This is a genomic window from Bacillus salitolerans, assembly GCF_042680805.1.
Taxonomy (GTDB): Bacteria; Bacillota; Bacilli; order Bacillales; family SA4; genus Bacillus_CJ; species Bacillus_CJ salitolerans.
The window spans coordinates 183,707-200,775 of record NZ_JBHUEM010000052.1 but is presented as its reverse complement, the minus strand read 5'-3'; the positions used below and the strand labels follow the sequence as shown (position 1 = coordinate 200,775).

Genomic DNA, 17,069 nt, shown 5'->3' with positions numbered 1-17,069 from the left:
ACTCCTTTATATTTCTTATTTTGCAACATAACGATCTAAGCGGCGTTCAATTTTACCTTGGATAAGTGAAAGACCAAAACAAATCATCCAATATAAAAAGGCAGCTTCTGTATATAGATATAAGAATTCATAAGTCTGTGCCGCAATTTCCTGAGCTTTTCGGAACATCTCTGTTACAAGAATGAGCGAAGCGAGTGACGTATCCTTCACTAAGCTTATAAATGAATTCGATAAAGGTGGAATGGATACTCTAGAAGCTTGTGGTAAAATTACACGCCTTAATGTCTGTCTGTAATTCATTCCTATTGAATATGCCGCTTCCCATTGTCCTTTTGGAGTCGATAAAATAGCTGCGCGAATCACTTCAGATGCGTAGGCACCTACATTTAGTGAAAAGCCGATAACGGCTGATGGAAACGGATCAATAATGACCCCAATTGTCGGTAGTCCGTAAAAAATGATAAATAGTTGTACAAGTAAAGGTGTGCCTCGAACAATCGATACATACATACTAGCTATTGTTTGAAACAACCTGTTTCCAGATATTCGAGCAAGAGCAGTTAATATGGCAATGACGATTCCAACTGTAAAGGACAAAATCGTTAAAGGAATCGTATAATAGAGAGCTCCCTTCACCATAGGGAGAAGGGAACTCAGTAAAATGTCTAGAATTCTTTCCATTTTTTCTGGATCGGAAAAAATATTATTTAGATACATCTTCACCAAACCATTTCTCAGATATCTCTAAGTATGTTCCATCTTCTTTCATTTCAGCTAGCGCCTTGTTTACCGCTTCAACTAGCTCCTCACTATTCTTTCGGAACATTAATCCACTCTGTGATGCATCTTCTGAAGTTGCCACAATTTTAATCGCTGCATCTGGCTTTTGTTTTAAAAAGTCTAATACGGAAAGCTTATCATTAATCGTCACATCGACACGCTTTGAATGTAATAGTTCAATAGCCTGGTTAAAACCTTCAACACCTTCAATAACAGCGCCATGTTCTTTAGCAATATCAGCATAATTACTTGTTAATGATTGTGCTGATTTTAATCCATTAATATCCTCAAACCCTTGTACTTCGTTGTTCTCTTTATGTGCTACAAGTACAGCTGCAGACGAAATATACGGATCGGAAAAATCATATTTTTCCTGACGGTCTGGACGAATCCCAACTTGGTTTGCAATCATATCAAAACGTTTAGCATCTAATCCAGCAAACATTGCGTCCCATTGCGTTTCTTTGAAAATTGGTTCTACACCAAGTCTTTTAGCTACTTCACGAGCAATCTCCACATCAAAACCAGTTAGTTCACCAGTTTCATCATGGAACGTAAAAGGAGGGTATGTTCCTTCTGTACCAATGAGAAACTCTCCGCTATCTTGAATTTGTTCTAAAAGGTTAGCCGTTGTTGTTTCTTTTTCATCAGCAACTTGCTCATCCGTCTTACCTGTATCTTCTCCACCACATGCTGCAAGAAAAAGTGTTAACCCTAAAGCAAAAAATAAAACTAATTTTTTCATTCGATAAACCCCCTGTATTCTTATCGGAATTATTAAATATCCTTTGTCATAGTAAGATAAACACATTTCGTCTGTCAATGATTTTGATTTATAGTTATAATGTGCCCGAAAAATAGAAAAAAAAGCGAGAGCTGTAAAACAGCTCTCACTTAGTCTTCCTCTAATTTAACAGGTTCTTGCACGGTAACGAGTACTTTTCTAATTCTTCTATTTTCAACCTTGTTCACAGTAAAGGATAAATTGTCATAATCGAACATTTCACCTACCGTTGGAATTCGCTCTAATCGTTCAAATATCCAACCACCTAATGTATGGAAAGAGCTTTCAGGTTCATCGATTTGCATGATGCCAACAAACTCGTCAAGCGGCATCTCAGCATTGAATTCATATTTATGTTCATCAAGCTTCACGAATGTTCTTACTGCCTCATCATGCTCATCCCAAATTTCCCCTACAATTTGTTCAAGCACATCCTCAAGCGTAACCAAGCCAGATGTTCCACCAAACTCATCGACTACAATCGCCATATGTACTTTATTTTTTTGAAGCTCGGGTAACAATGTTGAGATTTTTAATGATTCGACCACAAAAAATGGTTTACGTAGTAAAGCACGTATATCAATTGGTTGATTTTTAACGAGCTGACTTAATATGTCTCTCTCCGATAAAATCCCAATAACATTATCAACATTATCTTCATATACTGGAATTCTCGAATAACGTTCCTCTAAGAACACATCTCGGATATCTTCGATTGGACTATTTACATCCACCGCAATCATATCAATCCGGGGCGTTAATATTTCAGCGACTAATATATCGTTGAAATCTAACGAACGATGGACGAGTTCCTTTTCTTTATTGTCTATAACACCCTCTTCTTCACTTAAATCAATCATCACTTTTATTTCTTCTTCAGTCACTGATGGACTATCATTTTGCTTTGAAACTAAACGTGAAAATCCTTTTTTTAATAGGATGAATAAATAAGTGATCGGTGTAAAGATAGTCATTAATAATAATAGGATGCTTGAAATCGATAACGTAACAGACTCAGCATTTTCCTTAGCAAATGATTTTGGAAGAACCTCTCCAAAAATTAATATCAGAATCGTCATCACAACTGTACTGATAAGTAATCCACTAGCACCAAATAAATCAACCGCAATCTTAGCAGAGATTGAAGCAGCCGCAATATTGACGATATTATTTCCAACTAAAATAGTTGATAATGCTTTATCGAAATTCTCGGCTATGGCAAGAGCATTCTTACTCCCTCTACGCCCCTCATCGACGTAATTTTTCAACCGGATCTTATTCACACTAGAAAATGCAGTTTCTGATGCTGAAAAAAAAGCAGATAATAAAATTAAAATACCTAATAAAAACATTGTACTCAGAGGCAAGTCAGCCAAGAGTTCTCACTCCTATTTCATCATAAAATATTCAATACTTCTTCTTACTTTACCACAAATATACGAAGGGAATCCTCTATTTTATACTTATAGTAGGAAAAAAAATGTGTTGAGAATTCCCATCACTGACATTTCGAGCCTGAATCTCTTCAAAATGTCCTTGAGACCGCCTTTCTCAGACATTTCACTCCGCTTTTCTCTTCGAAATGTCTCAAAGACTGCCTTTCTCAGACATTTCTCGTCCAAAACCACATCAAATGTCTTTGAGTAAACAAAAAAGACGCTACGGCTGATTAAAAAGCCGTAGCGTCTCTTTCCTCTTATTAACTCGCTAATGTAGAACCTTGTTGTAATTGATACATTTGGTAATAACGTCCGCCTTGCTTCATTAATTCTTCATGGTTTCCTCGTTCTACAATTTCACCTTTGTCTAAAACAAGTATTTGATCCGCATTTTTTATCGTTGATAAACGGTGTGCAATAATAAAGGTCGTACGTCCACGCTTTAACACCTCTAGCGCATCCTGAATAATTGCTTCAGTCTCAGTATCAATGGAAGCAGTTGCTTCATCTAAAATTAAGATTGCAGGATCAAAAGCTAGGGCACGTGCAAACGAAATGAGCTGTCTTTGGCCGGCTGAAAGAGTGCTTCCTTTTTCAATGACCGGCTCATCATATTGATTCGTAAGCTTCTCAATAAAGCTGTCAGCCCCAACATCCTTTAAAGCTTTGATTACTTTTTCCTTTGTAATCGAAGGGTCATCTAAGCTCACATTCGAAGCAATGGTGCCTGTAAATAGGAATGGATCCTGTAAGACAATTCCCATGTGCTTTCGGATTTGTTGCTTTGACAGCTGCTGAATATCCTGACCGTCTATTAAAATTTTTCCTTCCTTAATATCATAGAAACGGAAGAGAAGGTTCATAATTGAGCTTTTCCCAGACCCCGTATGTCCGACTAAAGCTACCGTTTCTCCTTGCTTCGCTTCAAAATCGATGTTCTTCAATACATACTCTCCTTCTTTATAACCAAAGGATACATGATCAAAGGTAACATCTCCTTTATACCGCGGGATGGCCTTATCGTTTACATCTACTCCGTCTTCTTCTAAAAGTTCAAATACACGTTCTGATGCAACGAGTGCTTGCTCGAGTAAAGCTAATTGATTGACCATCCCTGTAATCGGTTGGAATAAACGATTCAAGTAATCAACAAATGCATAAAGCACCCCTAAGGAAATAACCGTTCCGATTTGAAGAGAAGCTCCACCAAAATGCCAAATGAGCGTGACAAATGCTAAATTCCTTAACACAAATACTAAATTATGGGATGTCATGGAATTCAAATTTAACAGCTTATTTTGATAAGTAAAGTACTCTTTGTTCAATACTTCAAACTCTTCGGTCGTTTCCTTTTGACGTTTAAAGGCTTGAATAATCGTCATCCCTTGAATCGACTCATTGATCATGCCGTTAATATCACTCAGTCTCGAGCGGACAACATGATTGTACTTGGAGGCGTATTTGCGGTAAAAATAAATCCAAACTACTAATATAGGAATTAAGATTAAGCAAATCGCTGCTAATTTTTTATCTAATAGAAAAAGGGCGATAAATATTCCTGTGATATAAATAATACTTGAAAAGAAATTAGCTAATACGGTAACAAACAAATCACGTATCGCTTCTGTATCATTTGTTACACGAGACACCACCTTACCTGCTGGAAGATTATCAAAATAACGTATTGGTAGCCGTTGTATATGTTCAAACACATCTCTTCTCATTTTTTGAATAATGCGGTTTGAAGAGATTTGCAAGTAAAGTCGTTGCCCGTATTGAAAGAACGAAGCGACAACTAAAAGGACAAAATAAGCACCGATTAACCATAATAAATCATCAATCTCAGGCTGATAAAAAGCGAGAAGCTCTTCCACCTGTAATTTTTCAGCGTCCATGAGTGTGGTCTGATCATCGCGGCTAATGACTAGCTTCCCATCTACAATGGATCGTTCTCCATCAAATGGAATCGCTTCATTCACAAAATAAAAGTCTCTACCTACTTGAAGGATACGAACCTCATTTCCCCGTGACTCTCCGTCTTGAAAATGGTCTTCTCGTTTATAGTACGTGTCCTTATAAAGGACAGCCTCCTCACCTTCTGCCGATTCATACCAAGAAAATTCTAGCCCAAGGATATGCTTATCAATCATCGTTTTCGCGATGAAAGGTCCTGTTAATTCTGCTGCAACTGCTACTGAGAGCATAAGAAGTGCTGCAATTATTGTTTTCTTATATAAAAGTGCATACTGGAACAGGCGATGTCCTACCTTTCGTTTCATACCTTTACCCCCTGTTCTGTTAACGCTTCTTCAACTTGTTGGCGTTCATATTGTTCTTTATACCATCCATTTAACTGTAGTAATTGCTCGTGAGTACCTTCCTCCACAATTTTCCCATCATCAAACACAATGATCCAGTCAGCATGCTGAATACCAGATAAACGATGTGTCGTAATCAATGTCGTTTTACCAGCACGTTCTCTTTGAATATTTTCAATAATCGCCGCTTCTGTCTTTGCATCGACGGCTGACAACGAATCATCTAAAATTAAGATTTCAGGATTGATTAACAATGCTCTTGCAATTGAAATACGCTGCTTTTGTCCACCAGAAAGTGCAACACCCTTTTCACCAACGAGTGTGTCTAATCCTTCAGGGAGCATTTCTAAATCCTTCGAAAAGGCAGCTTGATCAATCGCACGCATGACATCCACTTCTGAACTTGAGCTGTTACCAAACATGATATTTTCTTTAACAGTTCGTGAAAAAAGTACATGCTGCTGCGGTACATACCCAATCCAGCTTTGAATATCTTGAATGGAAATATTCTCTATCGGCACATCTGAAATTAACAGCTCACCTTGGCCAAGTGGATATTCTCTAAGTAGCTGGCGAATAAATGTTGTTTTACCACTTCCTGTTTTTCCAACAATCCCAAATGTTTCCCCGCGTTTAATGGTCACATTGACATGGTTTAGGTTTGGAACGGTTGAAGAAGGGTATTGGAACGTAACATCCTTATATTCAATCGTTTCTGGATGAGGTACATGAACCGTTTGCTTTGCATCCATTACATCAGGTTTATATGATAGGGTTTCTGAGACTCGGTCCAAAGAGGCGTTTCCTCTTTGCATAATGTTAATTAGCTCCCCAATCGCAAACATTGGCCAAATTAACATACCAAGGTACACATTAAAGGAAACCAACTCACCAAGCGTAATTGTTTGATGAAACACTAAATAAGCTCCGTAGCCTAAACCAATTAAATAACTAATTCCAACTAGTATTTTAATGGTCGGCTCGAATAAAGCATCAATTTTTGCAACGTCTATATTTTTCTTAAAGACATCTTCTGTTAAGTTTTGAAATCTCGTTTCATCTGCTTTTTCTTGTACATAAGCTCTGATTACTCTGACTCCAGCAATCGATTCAAGAACTTGATCGTTCATATGTCCGAAGGCATCTTGGGCAGTTGTAAATCGTTTATGCACCTTTTTGCCATATATATTCATAGCAAGCGCCATAATGGGTAATGGTAAAAGAGCTGCTAATGTTAGCTTCCAACTAATCAAAAATCCCATTGTAAAAAGAATAATGATCATGAAAAAGAAAGAATCCACTAATGTCAAAATCCCAAACCCCGCTGTAATCGAGACGGCTTTTAAATCATTGGTTGCTCGTGCCATAAGATCACCGGTTCGGTTTTTCTCATAAAATGTAGGTGTCATTTTTAATAGATGCCCCATTGACCTTGAACGATACAGTCGTTCTACTAAAAAGGAGCCTCCAAATAGTTTGTTCATCCACACATAGGTTAGCCCATACATGGTAAACGTTAAAAATAATAGGATGACGATATACTTCATCAATTCATCACTTGTAAGTGAACCAACATGTATGGCGTCAATAGCGACACCAATCAATTTAGGCGGTATGACCTCGAGACCGCTTACGATAATTAATAATGTAATTGCTAGCGTATATCGTTTCCAATATAGCTTAAAAAACCAACTAAGCTTTTTTAGTACAGAAAACATAAAATGTCCACTCCCCTTTTCCTAAATAACTCCATCGTTATCCGCCCTCTTTCTCTCCAGCAAAACAAATTAATCGTACACTCGCATTTCTCATGATTTGTTCCTCCTTATGATTTGTAATCTATAAAAATCGGAATGACCGACTTTTACCAAAAAAAAAAAGGCACATTTTAAAAAGAATGTGCCTTCTAACAAAATAAAAAAAGGCGCAGACCACAAAAGTGACCTACACCATTATTCCTATATCAACTAAGAATACAAGTATGGGGTCACGATATGAATGATAAATATATGATTTGCCTTTAGTTGTCTATTGTTCATCACACGTAACCTCCCTTTCCAAAATATTCTATGTATGTAAGAGTACCATTTTTTACAATTCTGTGTCAATTACCATCTTTCTAAAAAATATACCTCGAAATAAATAATTATTATTTCGAAATAAATTATAGAAATCGCCTTTTTTGTCCAACTTAATAATTAACAGGAAATGATTTTCCACTTTCCTACTACCATTTTATTACTCAATGGCTATGAGGTGCCTTATGACAAGAACTGAAATGAGAGATACGTACCCTATTGAGATGCTATTATGGAGCATTGCTCTTCCTGGCTTTGCCCAGATATTAAATAAGCATTATATCAAAGGGATTCTTTTTATTATTTTAGAATTTTTAATTAATGTTCAAGGCCATTTAAACGAGGCCATTGTATATAGTTTTCAAGGTGACACCCAGCAGGCTATCTCGATTGTCGATTATCAGTGGATTATGTTCTATCCATGTCTGTATGTTTTTGCGATGTGGGATGCCTATAAGTCCGCCAAAGAGAAGCTTCACATAAAGCGAAATCCATTTGAATCCATTCCTTTTTCCATCGCTGCTTATATTACAACTGTAGGTGTTATTTTTTCGAGTAAGCCTATTTTTTCTATTACATTTGGCCCCATCTTCACTCCTATTATTTCTGTCATTATCGGTTTTCTTATTGGAAATTTTGTACGAAAATTATTGTTAGCGATCCTTCATACCCGTTCAGATAAGGAGTATACATAAAAAAAGAACTGCATTAAACAGTTCTTGGAACATTTCTCAATTCTTTTACAGCAATTTCTGGAAAATCGTCACTTGCAATTGCTGATATAACAGCAATTCCGTCTGCACCAGCATAGAACACTTCTTTTGCATTGTCTTTCGTGATTCCTCCGATTCCGACAATCGGAATGGTAAGGTTGGCTTCACGCATTTGCTTTATGATTTGCGGTCCTTGCACTTCCCTTGCATCAAGCTTTGTTTTTGTCGTATACATGGGACCAACACCTATATAATCGGCCCCCTTTTGAATGGCAAGCTTTGCCTCTTCAAGATTATGTGCAGAAACTCCCACTATTTTCTGTCCTAGCTTGTTTCTAACACTTTCAATATCTTCATCATCTTGCCCAATATGCACACCATCAGCATTCACTTCTATGGCAAGCTCAATATCATCATTCACGATAAATGGAACTCCGTATTGATGACAAACTGACAGTAGCGTTTTCGCTAATTCTAGTTTGGCTATACCAGTAAATGCATGTTCACCTTTTTCACGAAATTGAAAAAGTGTGATCCCGCCAAGCAGTGCTTTTTCTAGAACTTCAACTGGGTTTTGGTGCGGACAGTTTGGACTTCCCATTACAAAATAAAGTTGCAGCTTTTCTCTTATATTCATTTTGTACTTACCCCGTACTTTTTAAAAGCAAAGTGGTTGGTTGGGCCATGACCAGATCCAATTTTCAAATCATATTGAATGGCATGATGAATAAAGTCTTTTGCTAGTTTAATGGCTTCGATTGGCTCGATTCCTTTTGCAAGGTGAGCTGTAATGGCAGCAGAGAATGTGCAACCTGTTCCATGTGTATTTTTCGTTTGAATACGCGGGCTACTTATGATTTGGTATCGTGTACCATCAAAAACTAAATCACTGGCTGTTTCCTCTTCACCATGCCCGCCCTTGATCACGATAAAATGAGCACCCATATTTCGAAGGAGAGTCGCCGCTTTCTTACGGTCCTCCATCGAGTTTATTCGTAAACCCGTAAGCACCTCTGCTTCTGGAATATTCGGTGTAATCACAGTTGCCAAAGGGATCAGTTCTTTTTTCATCGCATCAATCGCTTCTTCTTGTAGCAATGATGCTCCTCCCTTCGCAACCATTACAGGGTCTACGACAATATTTTTCCAACTGTATTTTTTTATTGTGTTTGCAACAGCGGTAATCAATTCACCACTGAAAAGCATACCTGTTTTCAACGCTTGTGGCGTTAAATCGTCAGCAATAGATTGTAGTTGGTGAACAATCGCATCAACAGCCATCGGATATACTCCTTGTACACCTAGCGTGTTTTGTGCCGTAATGGCTGTAACTGCAGACATTCCGTACACCTCTAACTCCTGGAAGGTTTTGAGGTCTGCTTGAATTCCAGCTCCCCCGCCACTATCAGAACCAGCTATGCTTAAAGCTTTTACAGCTGACATGATCTTCACCTCTATCCTAAATATCGATGGTATAGTCCTTTTGCCTCGGTTATATTGTTAGTCCCATGAACAAGCACACGGCCATCCTTAAAAATAACAAGACGCACCTCGCCTGTTTCAAATGAGAGTAAAAACGGGTTTCGCTCTACTTTTCCGCCTGACTTCATTAATTGATCGGCTACTTGATCTAGATTACGTGTTGCTCCCTCTTGAGGTCTAATTTGCACGGTGTTTCTTCCACATAAAACCGCTGTCTTCACTTGGTTTTCATAGGCAAGAAATGGGTACGTACGATCGTGTCCACAGGATAAACAAGTGTCTCTTTTTAGTTTGTCTACCGACATGGATACTGATTGATTTGTCCACAAATCAAAGGTGACAAGCTTTTTGCGAATATGATCAAAATCTTCAACTAACACCTTTAATGCCTCTGAGACTTGATAAGCAACGACCATGCCAACAGCTGGACTAATAATCCCCACTGTATCACATGTAATACCACCAAGCGGCACGCGTTCCAGTAAGCAATGGAGACAAGGCGTATGTCCAGGAAGGATTGTATAGCTTATTCCATAACTCCCCACACACGCACCATACACCCATGGAATGTTATATTTTTGTGAGATATCATTCATGATCAGTCTCGTATCAAAATTGTCAGTTGCATCGATCATTACATGAACGTTTTTCACTAAACCTTCCAGTTCAGCGACATTCGCGTCTGTCACAACAGCTTCGACTTCAACCTCCGAGTTTACTTGCATCAGCCTATTTTTCGCTGCAATAGCTTTTGGTAATCTTTCTTGAGCATCGCTTTCTGTGTATAATTGTTGCCTTTGGAGATTACTCCATTCTACATAATCTCGATCGACAATCGTCACTTTCCCAACACCTGCACGAACAAGTGCTTCCGCATTACCACTTCCTAATGCTCCTGCCCCAATTATGAGAACATGCTTTTCACGTAGCTTCTTTTGCCCTTCTACTCCTATGGGTGCAAACAATTCCTGCCTTGAATATCTTTCACTCAAACAGTGCTCAATCCTTCCATTGGACTACTTGCTGTTGCATATTTCTTTTTCGGGATTCGCCCTGCTTCAAAGCCCAATCTTCCTGCTTCAATGCCAAGCTTCATCGCTTTAGCCATTTTGACAGGATCTTTCGCGTCAGATACGGCTGTATTTAAAAGCACTCCATCTGCACCAAGCTCCATTGCATAAGCAGCATCCGCTGGTGATCCAATACCTGCATCAACAATAACCGGAACGTCCGCTTGTTCGATAATGAGACTTAAGTTTAATGGATTTATGATCCCTTGCCCTGAGCCAATTGGAGAGGCTCCTGGCATAACAGCATGTACTCCTAGTTGTTGTAGTCTTTTGGCTAGTATAACATCGTCAGAAATATAAGGTAAAACGATGAATCCTTCCTCTAAAAGAATTTCTGATGCTTTCACCGTTTCTATCGGATCAGGAAGTAATGTTGTGAAGTCACCAATCACTTCTACTTTAATCATGTCACAAAGACCTGATGCCTTTGCAAGCTTCGCAATACGTACAGCTTCTTCTGCTGTTTTCGCGCCTGCAGTATTCGGAAGTAGTGTGAATTTTTTTAGGTCTAATTTTTCTAAGAAGTTTGGTTGGCTTGATTCAAATATGTTCATTCTCCTAACTGCAAACGTAAGGATTTCAGCCTCAGACACATCGACTGCTTCCTTTTGAATATCAAAGTTTGGATATTTTCCAGTACCTAAAAGTAATCTTGATTGAAATGAGTATGGTCCAATTTTTAACATATCATCCGCCTCCTACAAAATGTACTATTTCAATTTGGTCTCCATCTGACAATGTGGCAATATGGTGGTTTTCCTTTGCGATAATGTCTTGATTATGCTCAATAATGACAACTCTTTCTTGAAGATTAAAATGAGCGAGTAAATCTGAAACCGTTTTTAAATCATTTGGAACCTCGACTAGATCCCCATTAATTTTTAAGTTCAAGGCTGCTCTACCTCCTTAATAGCTCTATGCAATGAAAAGGCTGTTATATCTTGATTGTTTGGGACGCCGTGGATCATATCTGCCATGATCTCGCCAGTTATAGGGCTTAACAAAATTCCATTTCGATAATGACCAGTAGAAACATAGAGTCCTTGAATCATAGGATGTTCCCCCATGAACGGGAGCCCATCTATTGTTTGGGGACGAATACCAGCCCAGACTTTCTCCCATGTTGTATCTTTAAGGAAGGGTACTAGATTCATAGCTTTGTTTAATAGGCCCGTAACACTACCAACACGAACTTGTTCATCAAACGTATTTGGTACCATTGTTGCACCAATAATGAATCTTCCCTCACACTTAGGCACAACGTAGCATTCATCTGTAAAGATTGTCTTTTCGATAATGGACCGATGAGAATGAACAGAAATGCACTCACCTTTAACCGGATAAATAGGAAGAGTGAGACCTGCTGATTGAAGAACTTGCTTTGTCCAAGCCCCAGTGGTTACGACAACATGTTCTGCCAAGAATGTGTCACAAGCAGTTTCAACCCCTACACACTTCCCTTGTTTCGATAATATTTTGACTACTTCAGTATGCTCTTGTATGTCAGCCCCAAGAGAACTAGCTGCTTTTGCGAAAGCATGGGCAAGTTTTGGTGCTGAAACTTGGCCATCCTTTGGTGCATACATCGCACCGATAATATTGGTTGACAAGCCTGGCTCAAGCTCATTCGCTTCCTTAGCACTTAGCCATATTGCATCTTCTCCTGCTGACTGTTGAAAAAGAATCATTTCTTTCAATTCATCTGCTTTTTCATCAGTCATAGCGACATTTAGCATTCCTTTTTCTATGAGCTCGATATCAATCCCTGACTGTTCTTTTAACTCATCCTTTAGAGCAGGAAAGGTGTTGCGGCTTTTTCGAGCAAGCTGAAATAATGGACCATCCTCTTTTACTTCACCTTGGGCAGCAAGCATTCCAGCTGCCCTTTGTGAAGCTTTCTCATTGATTTCCCCTTTTTCAAGGACTAACACAGAGCTTCCTCGCTTACTGAGTGTGTACGCGATAGAATGACCAATAATTCCCCCGCCTACAATCAGAACATCATACTGTTTTTTCATGATGACCTCCTTTCCACGTTTTGATCGCAAGATGGTACTGTTTAGCTGATGCTTGTGGATTATGGTGATTTAAAATTCCCGACATGACAGCCACCCCAGCTGCACCATGCTCCAAAACCTCTCCTACATTTTCTGGAGTAATTCCCCCGATTGCAATGACAGGCTTTGTTACGTGCTGACAAACATTCTGTAACTTCTTGCATCCTCTTGGATTCAACCCAGGCTTTGAAGAGGTCTGATAAATATGACCAAAAAACAGGAAGCGAGCACCAGCGTTTGCTTTTTCTCTTGCTTCTTCAAGTGAATGTGTAGAAGAACTTATTTGAATACTTGGGAACGTTCGACTGACCTCATGAATTGGTAGGCTATGATAAGCAAGATGGACACCGACCCCTAACGCCATTGCCACATCAATTCGATCGTTGATAATTATTTTTTCAGGCTGAATGCCTGTTTTTATGAGCAGCAGGGCGCCGTTATATAGTTCTCTTGCTGTAAGTTGCTTTTCCCTCAAATGAAAATAATCCACATACGAGTCAACCTGTTTGGCTATATGTGAATAATGTTCAAGAGATCGTGTACCGTTAGATACTAAGTGGATACTCATAACGAAAGTCCTTTCTAGTTATCATATCGAACGTCTTCAATCGGAAAATACGGATAGTAATTCGAAACTGAAAAAGCCAGCAACACAAGCACTAGAACGACTAATACAAAGAAAATATCCATCTTAGAGAACCCAACCTGGTAATAGTAGGTTCTAGATTGTGTTGAACGAAACTTCTTAGCTTCCATGGCAACAGCAATCCGGAATGCTCTACGTATACTTTGAGATAATAAAGGGATACTATATGCCTTAAACTTCCCCGGGATAGACATAATTCCTTTTTTTCGTTCTAGTCCCCTCACCTTTAAGGCGCTATGAATGACTTGAAATTCATCGATCATAATTGGAATTAATCGATAGCCTGCTAGAAAGCTATACGCATATTTGGGACTAAGCTTCACTTGCTGCATTAGTGAATAAAACAGCATCACTGGTTTCGTTGTTAACGAAAACGTAAGCCCTAAAAAGGCAAACATAAGCGCACGTAAACCAATGTGAATCCCCCTGTAAAAGCTTTCCTCTGTTATATGAATGAGTCCCCACTTAAACCAGGTCGTGTCACCCTTACCAAACATAATCATCGATGATGAAGTAGAGATAAAGATTAAGGCGAACGGTATCATAAACAAAAAGACTCTCTTTAGTGGGAATCCGTTATACAAAAAGAACAATACACTCATTAAAACGGTTAGGTTTAACATCGTGTTAACGTCATGAATCATTAAAACACCTATAAAAAGCAAAATCATAGTGAAAAGTTTTAATGTAGGATTAATTTGATACATCCAGGTTTCTTTCATATCCATCACCCCTCTACTCTCATTAGTAAAGTGGATTCACTCGGATGGATAGGACATTCATCTATTAGCTTCCCGCTTGAAACAGTCCATTTTCTCGTTGCATAATGTTCAGCGATGTTGTTATCATGAGTAACCATTACAATGGCGGTACCTTTTTTTCTTTCTTGTTCTAAATACTCTAGTAGGGCAAACGTATTTTTACTATCCTGACCAAACGTTGGCTCATCTAGAAGTAATATGGGCTGCTTTTGCATGATAGAAGATGCTACACTTAATCTTCTCTTTTGACCAATCGATAACTGATACGGATGTTTATGCTGATGTGCTTCAAGCGAGTAACGTTTTAACATCACATTTACCTTTTCAGTTATCACAGACTCCTCTTCCTTTTCTAATCGCATCGAGTGAGCCATTTCATCATAAACTGAGTTTGTTACAAATTGAAATTCAGGATTTTGGAAAACATAAGCAAGCTTTGAAAACATCTCTGTCTTTTTATTTACAGGTTTTTCAAGTAACTCGTAATAGCCAGTTGTTTTAAGTAGCTGCATCAAGCCTTGTAATAACGTGCTTTTCCCGGCTCCGTTTTCTCCCATCACAACAATCCATTCACCAGGATAGACCATTGCTTCTTTTACACTTGTTACAGGTGACTTTTTTCGATATACGTTAAAATCTTTTAATGTAATAATTGGGGTTCGATCTTTTTCTTCTTCTCTTGTTATGAATCTCTCAGACATATACTCTTCCCATACACCGGGATACCAGATTCCATGTTTCCTAAAAAGGGGTAAATGAGTTTGTAATATTTCATTTTTTGCACCATCTGCTATGATTTCGCCATTATCATTAAAAACAAGAATACGATCGACGATGTCAATAACATGTTCGATTTTATGTTCAACAATGATAAGGGTTTTATCTGCTTCTAGCTGTTTAATTGTATCCCATACTTCTTTTGTTCCTTCAGGATCTAGCATCGCTGTTGGCTCATCCAAAAACAGAACTTCCGGCTCTAATGCTAATATGGACGCGATCGCTAGTCGTTGCTTTTGACCACCTGATAACGTCTGGATATTCGTGTGCAAGTCAGGAAGTTTTAATCCTACTTTCTCTAGAAATCGAACAATCATCTCTTTCATTTGCTCTCTTGGAACCTGTAAGTTTTCTAGAACAAATGCGATTTCCTCATCTGCATAGGGCATGCAAAATTGACTATCAGGGTCTTGAAATACATACCCAGAAGAATCCGGAATACTTAGTGTTTCTGCTTTCATAGGAACTTCAATGGAATGAGGGATAATACCTGCTAGCACTTGCAGTAGCGTGGATTTACCACACCCCGAAGGGCCAAGGAGAAGAACCTTCTCCCCCTTTTGAATGCTTACATCTAAATCTTTAAATAACAACGCTTCTTCTTTTGGAAACTTAAGTCGTAATTTCTCGACATGAATAAACGTATTCATGTGTTCACTTCCATTATTGGTTTAATGCATCATAGTCTGATTGACTTGATGGTCTTACTAAATTTGTTACACCGGTTTTTTCAAGTGCTTTTACGATGAAATAAGCTAATACACCAGCTAGTAAAATAGAACCTACGATTCTAGCACCTAAAAACAAGCTTAAATTCCAGAATGCTAAGTCGGTAATATATCCCTTAAATACGTCCATGACAATGGAGCCAACTGCTGATCCAATAGCCGCTAAAATGACAACAAATAAGTCAAAACGCTTGTAAAGGAAAAGTAAGAAGATTAATTCTGCCCCTAGTCCTTGCATTACCCCATATAGCAACACTTCAAGCCCAAATTCAGATCCCATTAAAAACTCACCCGATGCTGCCGCTGTTTCTGCTAACAAGGCAACTCCTGGTTTACGAATGATTAAAAATGCTACAGTTGCAGCAATAAACCACATTCCGTACATAAGCTGATCTAAATGAAGTCCAAGCGGTTGTACCGCATAATAGAGCGGCCCCCACAGTTTATAAACAATACCAAAAACAATTGCAATAATGACAGTTACTAAAACATCCGTAAGCTTTAATCCTCTAGACATCTTTATTCCTCCTACATGTTCACTTTCTCAAATGTTGGCCATTTTTCTAACGTGTACGCCATCTCCCAAAATGAAAGCTCGTATTGGCTACTTAACCAGAAGTGCTCCTTCATGCGCTTGCGATCCGCCTCTGTTACTTGCTCTGCAATTTCATCTAAACGGTTGATTTGCTCTTCTACTAGATCTCTAAACCAGTCCCCACCATAAGCCGCAATCCATTCTTGGTAAATTGGCTCGTCTGGAGTAGCTCCTTGCAGGCGTTCACCGATTTCATAGTACAGCCAGTAGCATGGAAGAATCGCCGCTAACACATCTCCTAAATGCCCACTTGATGCACGATACATGTGAGACGTATATGCATAGGCTGTTGGCGCTGGTCTAAACGCTTCTCTCTCTGCCTCTGTTATTCCTAAACGGTTTGAAAAATTCTCATGAAGCTGGAGCTCTGCTTCATATGTACCTTGTGCATGTGCTGCAAATCTTGCTGTCGTATGAAGATCAGTTGCTTTTGATGCTCCAATGGCTTGAATTCTTGAAAAATGCGAAAGGTAGTAAGCATCCTGCATTACATAATAGCGGAAGCACTCAAGTGATAGCGACCCATCAGCAATCCCTGTTACAAAAGGATGATTAAAGCTCGCCTCCCAAATTGAATCTACACTTGAACGTAATTCTTCTGTAAATTTCATATTCTTTCTCCTCTCTAATGTAATTTTCGAATATGGCACACTAGTTAAAGAGGTGGGGTTCTCTTGATTGAAAGAACAAAAGGCTCAGGGCGCCCCGTTTAGCCTAAGGCAGAGCAAATGTTCCTAAACGAGATAAAGGGTGCTTTTCCCCTTTTTATCATTTAGGGTTATTTGACCTCGAGTGGCTCGGTGCTGGAGTTGGATTCCAAGTCACTAGCCCATCTTCTTGC

17 protein-coding genes are annotated in these 17,069 nt (G+C 38.8%); 1 reads left to right on the top strand and 16 read right to left on the bottom strand.

Annotated elements, in window-relative coordinates:
- Positions 1-15 precede the first annotated feature (15 nt).
- The 5 genes from ACFSCX_RS21470 to ACFSCX_RS21450 form a co-directional block, all read right to left on the bottom strand.
- The gene (locus ACFSCX_RS21470; protein ID WP_377930305.1) at positions 16-717 is read right to left on the bottom strand and encodes an amino acid ABC transporter permease; all 702 of its coding nucleotides are present in this window, start codon (positions 715-717) and stop codon (positions 16-18) included.
- Complete coding sequence (locus tag ACFSCX_RS21465) at positions 704-1,525, bottom strand: amino acid ABC transporter substrate-binding protein (protein ID WP_377930304.1); 822 nt, start codon at positions 1,523-1,525, stop codon at positions 704-706. The genes ACFSCX_RS21470 and ACFSCX_RS21465 overlap by 14 nt, the downstream gene beginning before the upstream one ends.
- Before the next feature lie 149 nt (positions 1,526-1,674).
- Positions 1,675-2,940, bottom strand: a complete 1,266-nt coding sequence (locus ACFSCX_RS21460; RefSeq protein WP_377930303.1) for a hemolysin family protein — start codon at positions 2,938-2,940, stop codon at positions 1,675-1,677.
- A 323-nt stretch (positions 2,941-3,263) separates the two neighbouring features.
- On the bottom strand, positions 3,264-5,282 hold the full coding sequence (locus ACFSCX_RS21455) for an ABC transporter ATP-binding protein (protein WP_377930302.1): 2,019 nt from the start codon (positions 5,280-5,282) through the stop codon (positions 3,264-3,266).
- Complete coding sequence (locus ACFSCX_RS21450) at positions 5,279-7,039, bottom strand: ABC transporter ATP-binding protein (protein ID WP_377930301.1); 1,761 nt, start codon at positions 7,037-7,039, stop codon at positions 5,279-5,281. Before ACFSCX_RS21450 ends, ACFSCX_RS21455 begins: the two co-directional genes overlap by 4 nt.
- Positions 7,040-7,584: 545 nt before the next feature.
- On the opposite strand from ACFSCX_RS21450, the gene ACFSCX_RS21445 reads away from it, so the two are divergent.
- Positions 7,585-8,094, top strand: coding sequence for a hypothetical protein (locus ACFSCX_RS21445; RefSeq protein ID WP_377930300.1), 510 nt, complete (start codon positions 7,585-7,587; stop codon positions 8,092-8,094).
- A gap of 13 nt (positions 8,095-8,107) precedes the next feature.
- On the opposite strand, the gene thiE is transcribed toward ACFSCX_RS21445, so the two are convergent.
- The 11 genes from thiE to tenA are packed head-to-tail and all read right to left on the bottom strand — an operon-like array spanning position 8,108 to position 16,839.
- On the bottom strand, positions 8,108-8,749 hold the full coding sequence (thiE, locus tag ACFSCX_RS21440; RefSeq protein ID WP_377930299.1) for a thiamine phosphate synthase: 642 nt from the start codon (positions 8,747-8,749) through the stop codon (positions 8,108-8,110).
- Positions 8,746-9,555, bottom strand: coding sequence for a bifunctional hydroxymethylpyrimidine kinase/phosphomethylpyrimidine kinase (thiD, locus tag ACFSCX_RS21435; protein ID WP_377930298.1), 810 nt, complete (start codon positions 9,553-9,555; stop codon positions 8,746-8,748). Before thiD ends, thiE begins: the two co-directional genes overlap by 4 nt.
- 11 nt (positions 9,556-9,566) lie before the next feature.
- Complete coding sequence (locus ACFSCX_RS21430; RefSeq protein ID WP_377930297.1) at positions 9,567-10,586, bottom strand: thiazole biosynthesis adenylyltransferase ThiF; 1,020 nt, start codon at positions 10,584-10,586, stop codon at positions 9,567-9,569.
- On the bottom strand, positions 10,583-11,350 hold the full coding sequence (locus tag ACFSCX_RS21425; protein ID WP_377930296.1) for a thiazole synthase: 768 nt from the start codon (positions 11,348-11,350) through the stop codon (positions 10,583-10,585). The genes ACFSCX_RS21430 and ACFSCX_RS21425 overlap by 4 nt, the downstream gene beginning before the upstream one ends.
- A gap of 1 nt (position 11,351) precedes the next feature.
- Positions 11,352-11,555, bottom strand: a complete 204-nt coding sequence (thiS, locus tag ACFSCX_RS21420; RefSeq protein WP_377930295.1) for a sulfur carrier protein ThiS — start codon at positions 11,553-11,555, stop codon at positions 11,352-11,354.
- Positions 11,552-12,682 carry a glycine oxidase ThiO gene (thiO, locus tag ACFSCX_RS21415; RefSeq protein WP_377930294.1) on the bottom strand — a complete coding sequence of 377 codons (1,131 nt, stop codon included), beginning with the start codon at positions 12,680-12,682 and terminating at the stop codon, positions 11,552-11,554. The genes thiS and thiO overlap by 4 nt, the downstream gene beginning before the upstream one ends.
- Entirely contained in the window at positions 12,666-13,289 is a 624-nt protein-coding gene (locus tag ACFSCX_RS21410; RefSeq protein WP_377930293.1) for a thiamine phosphate synthase, read from the bottom strand. Before ACFSCX_RS21410 ends, thiO begins: the two co-directional genes overlap by 17 nt.
- 14 nt (positions 13,290-13,303) lie before the next feature.
- Positions 13,304-14,089, bottom strand: coding sequence for an energy-coupling factor transporter transmembrane component T family protein (locus ACFSCX_RS21405; RefSeq protein WP_377930292.1), 786 nt, complete (start codon positions 14,087-14,089; stop codon positions 13,304-13,306).
- Between the two features lie 5 nt (positions 14,090-14,094).
- On the bottom strand, positions 14,095-15,555 hold the full coding sequence (locus tag ACFSCX_RS21400; protein WP_377930291.1) for an ABC transporter ATP-binding protein: 1,461 nt from the start codon (positions 15,553-15,555) through the stop codon (positions 14,095-14,097).
- A gap of 13 nt (positions 15,556-15,568) precedes the next feature.
- On the bottom strand, positions 15,569-16,150 hold the full coding sequence (locus ACFSCX_RS21395; RefSeq protein WP_377930290.1) for an ECF transporter S component: 582 nt from the start codon (positions 16,148-16,150) through the stop codon (positions 15,569-15,571).
- A gap of 11 nt (positions 16,151-16,161) precedes the next feature.
- On the bottom strand, positions 16,162-16,839 hold the full coding sequence (gene tenA, locus ACFSCX_RS21390; RefSeq protein ID WP_377930289.1) for a thiaminase II: 678 nt from the start codon (positions 16,837-16,839) through the stop codon (positions 16,162-16,164).
- Positions 16,840-17,069 lie beyond the last annotated feature (230 nt).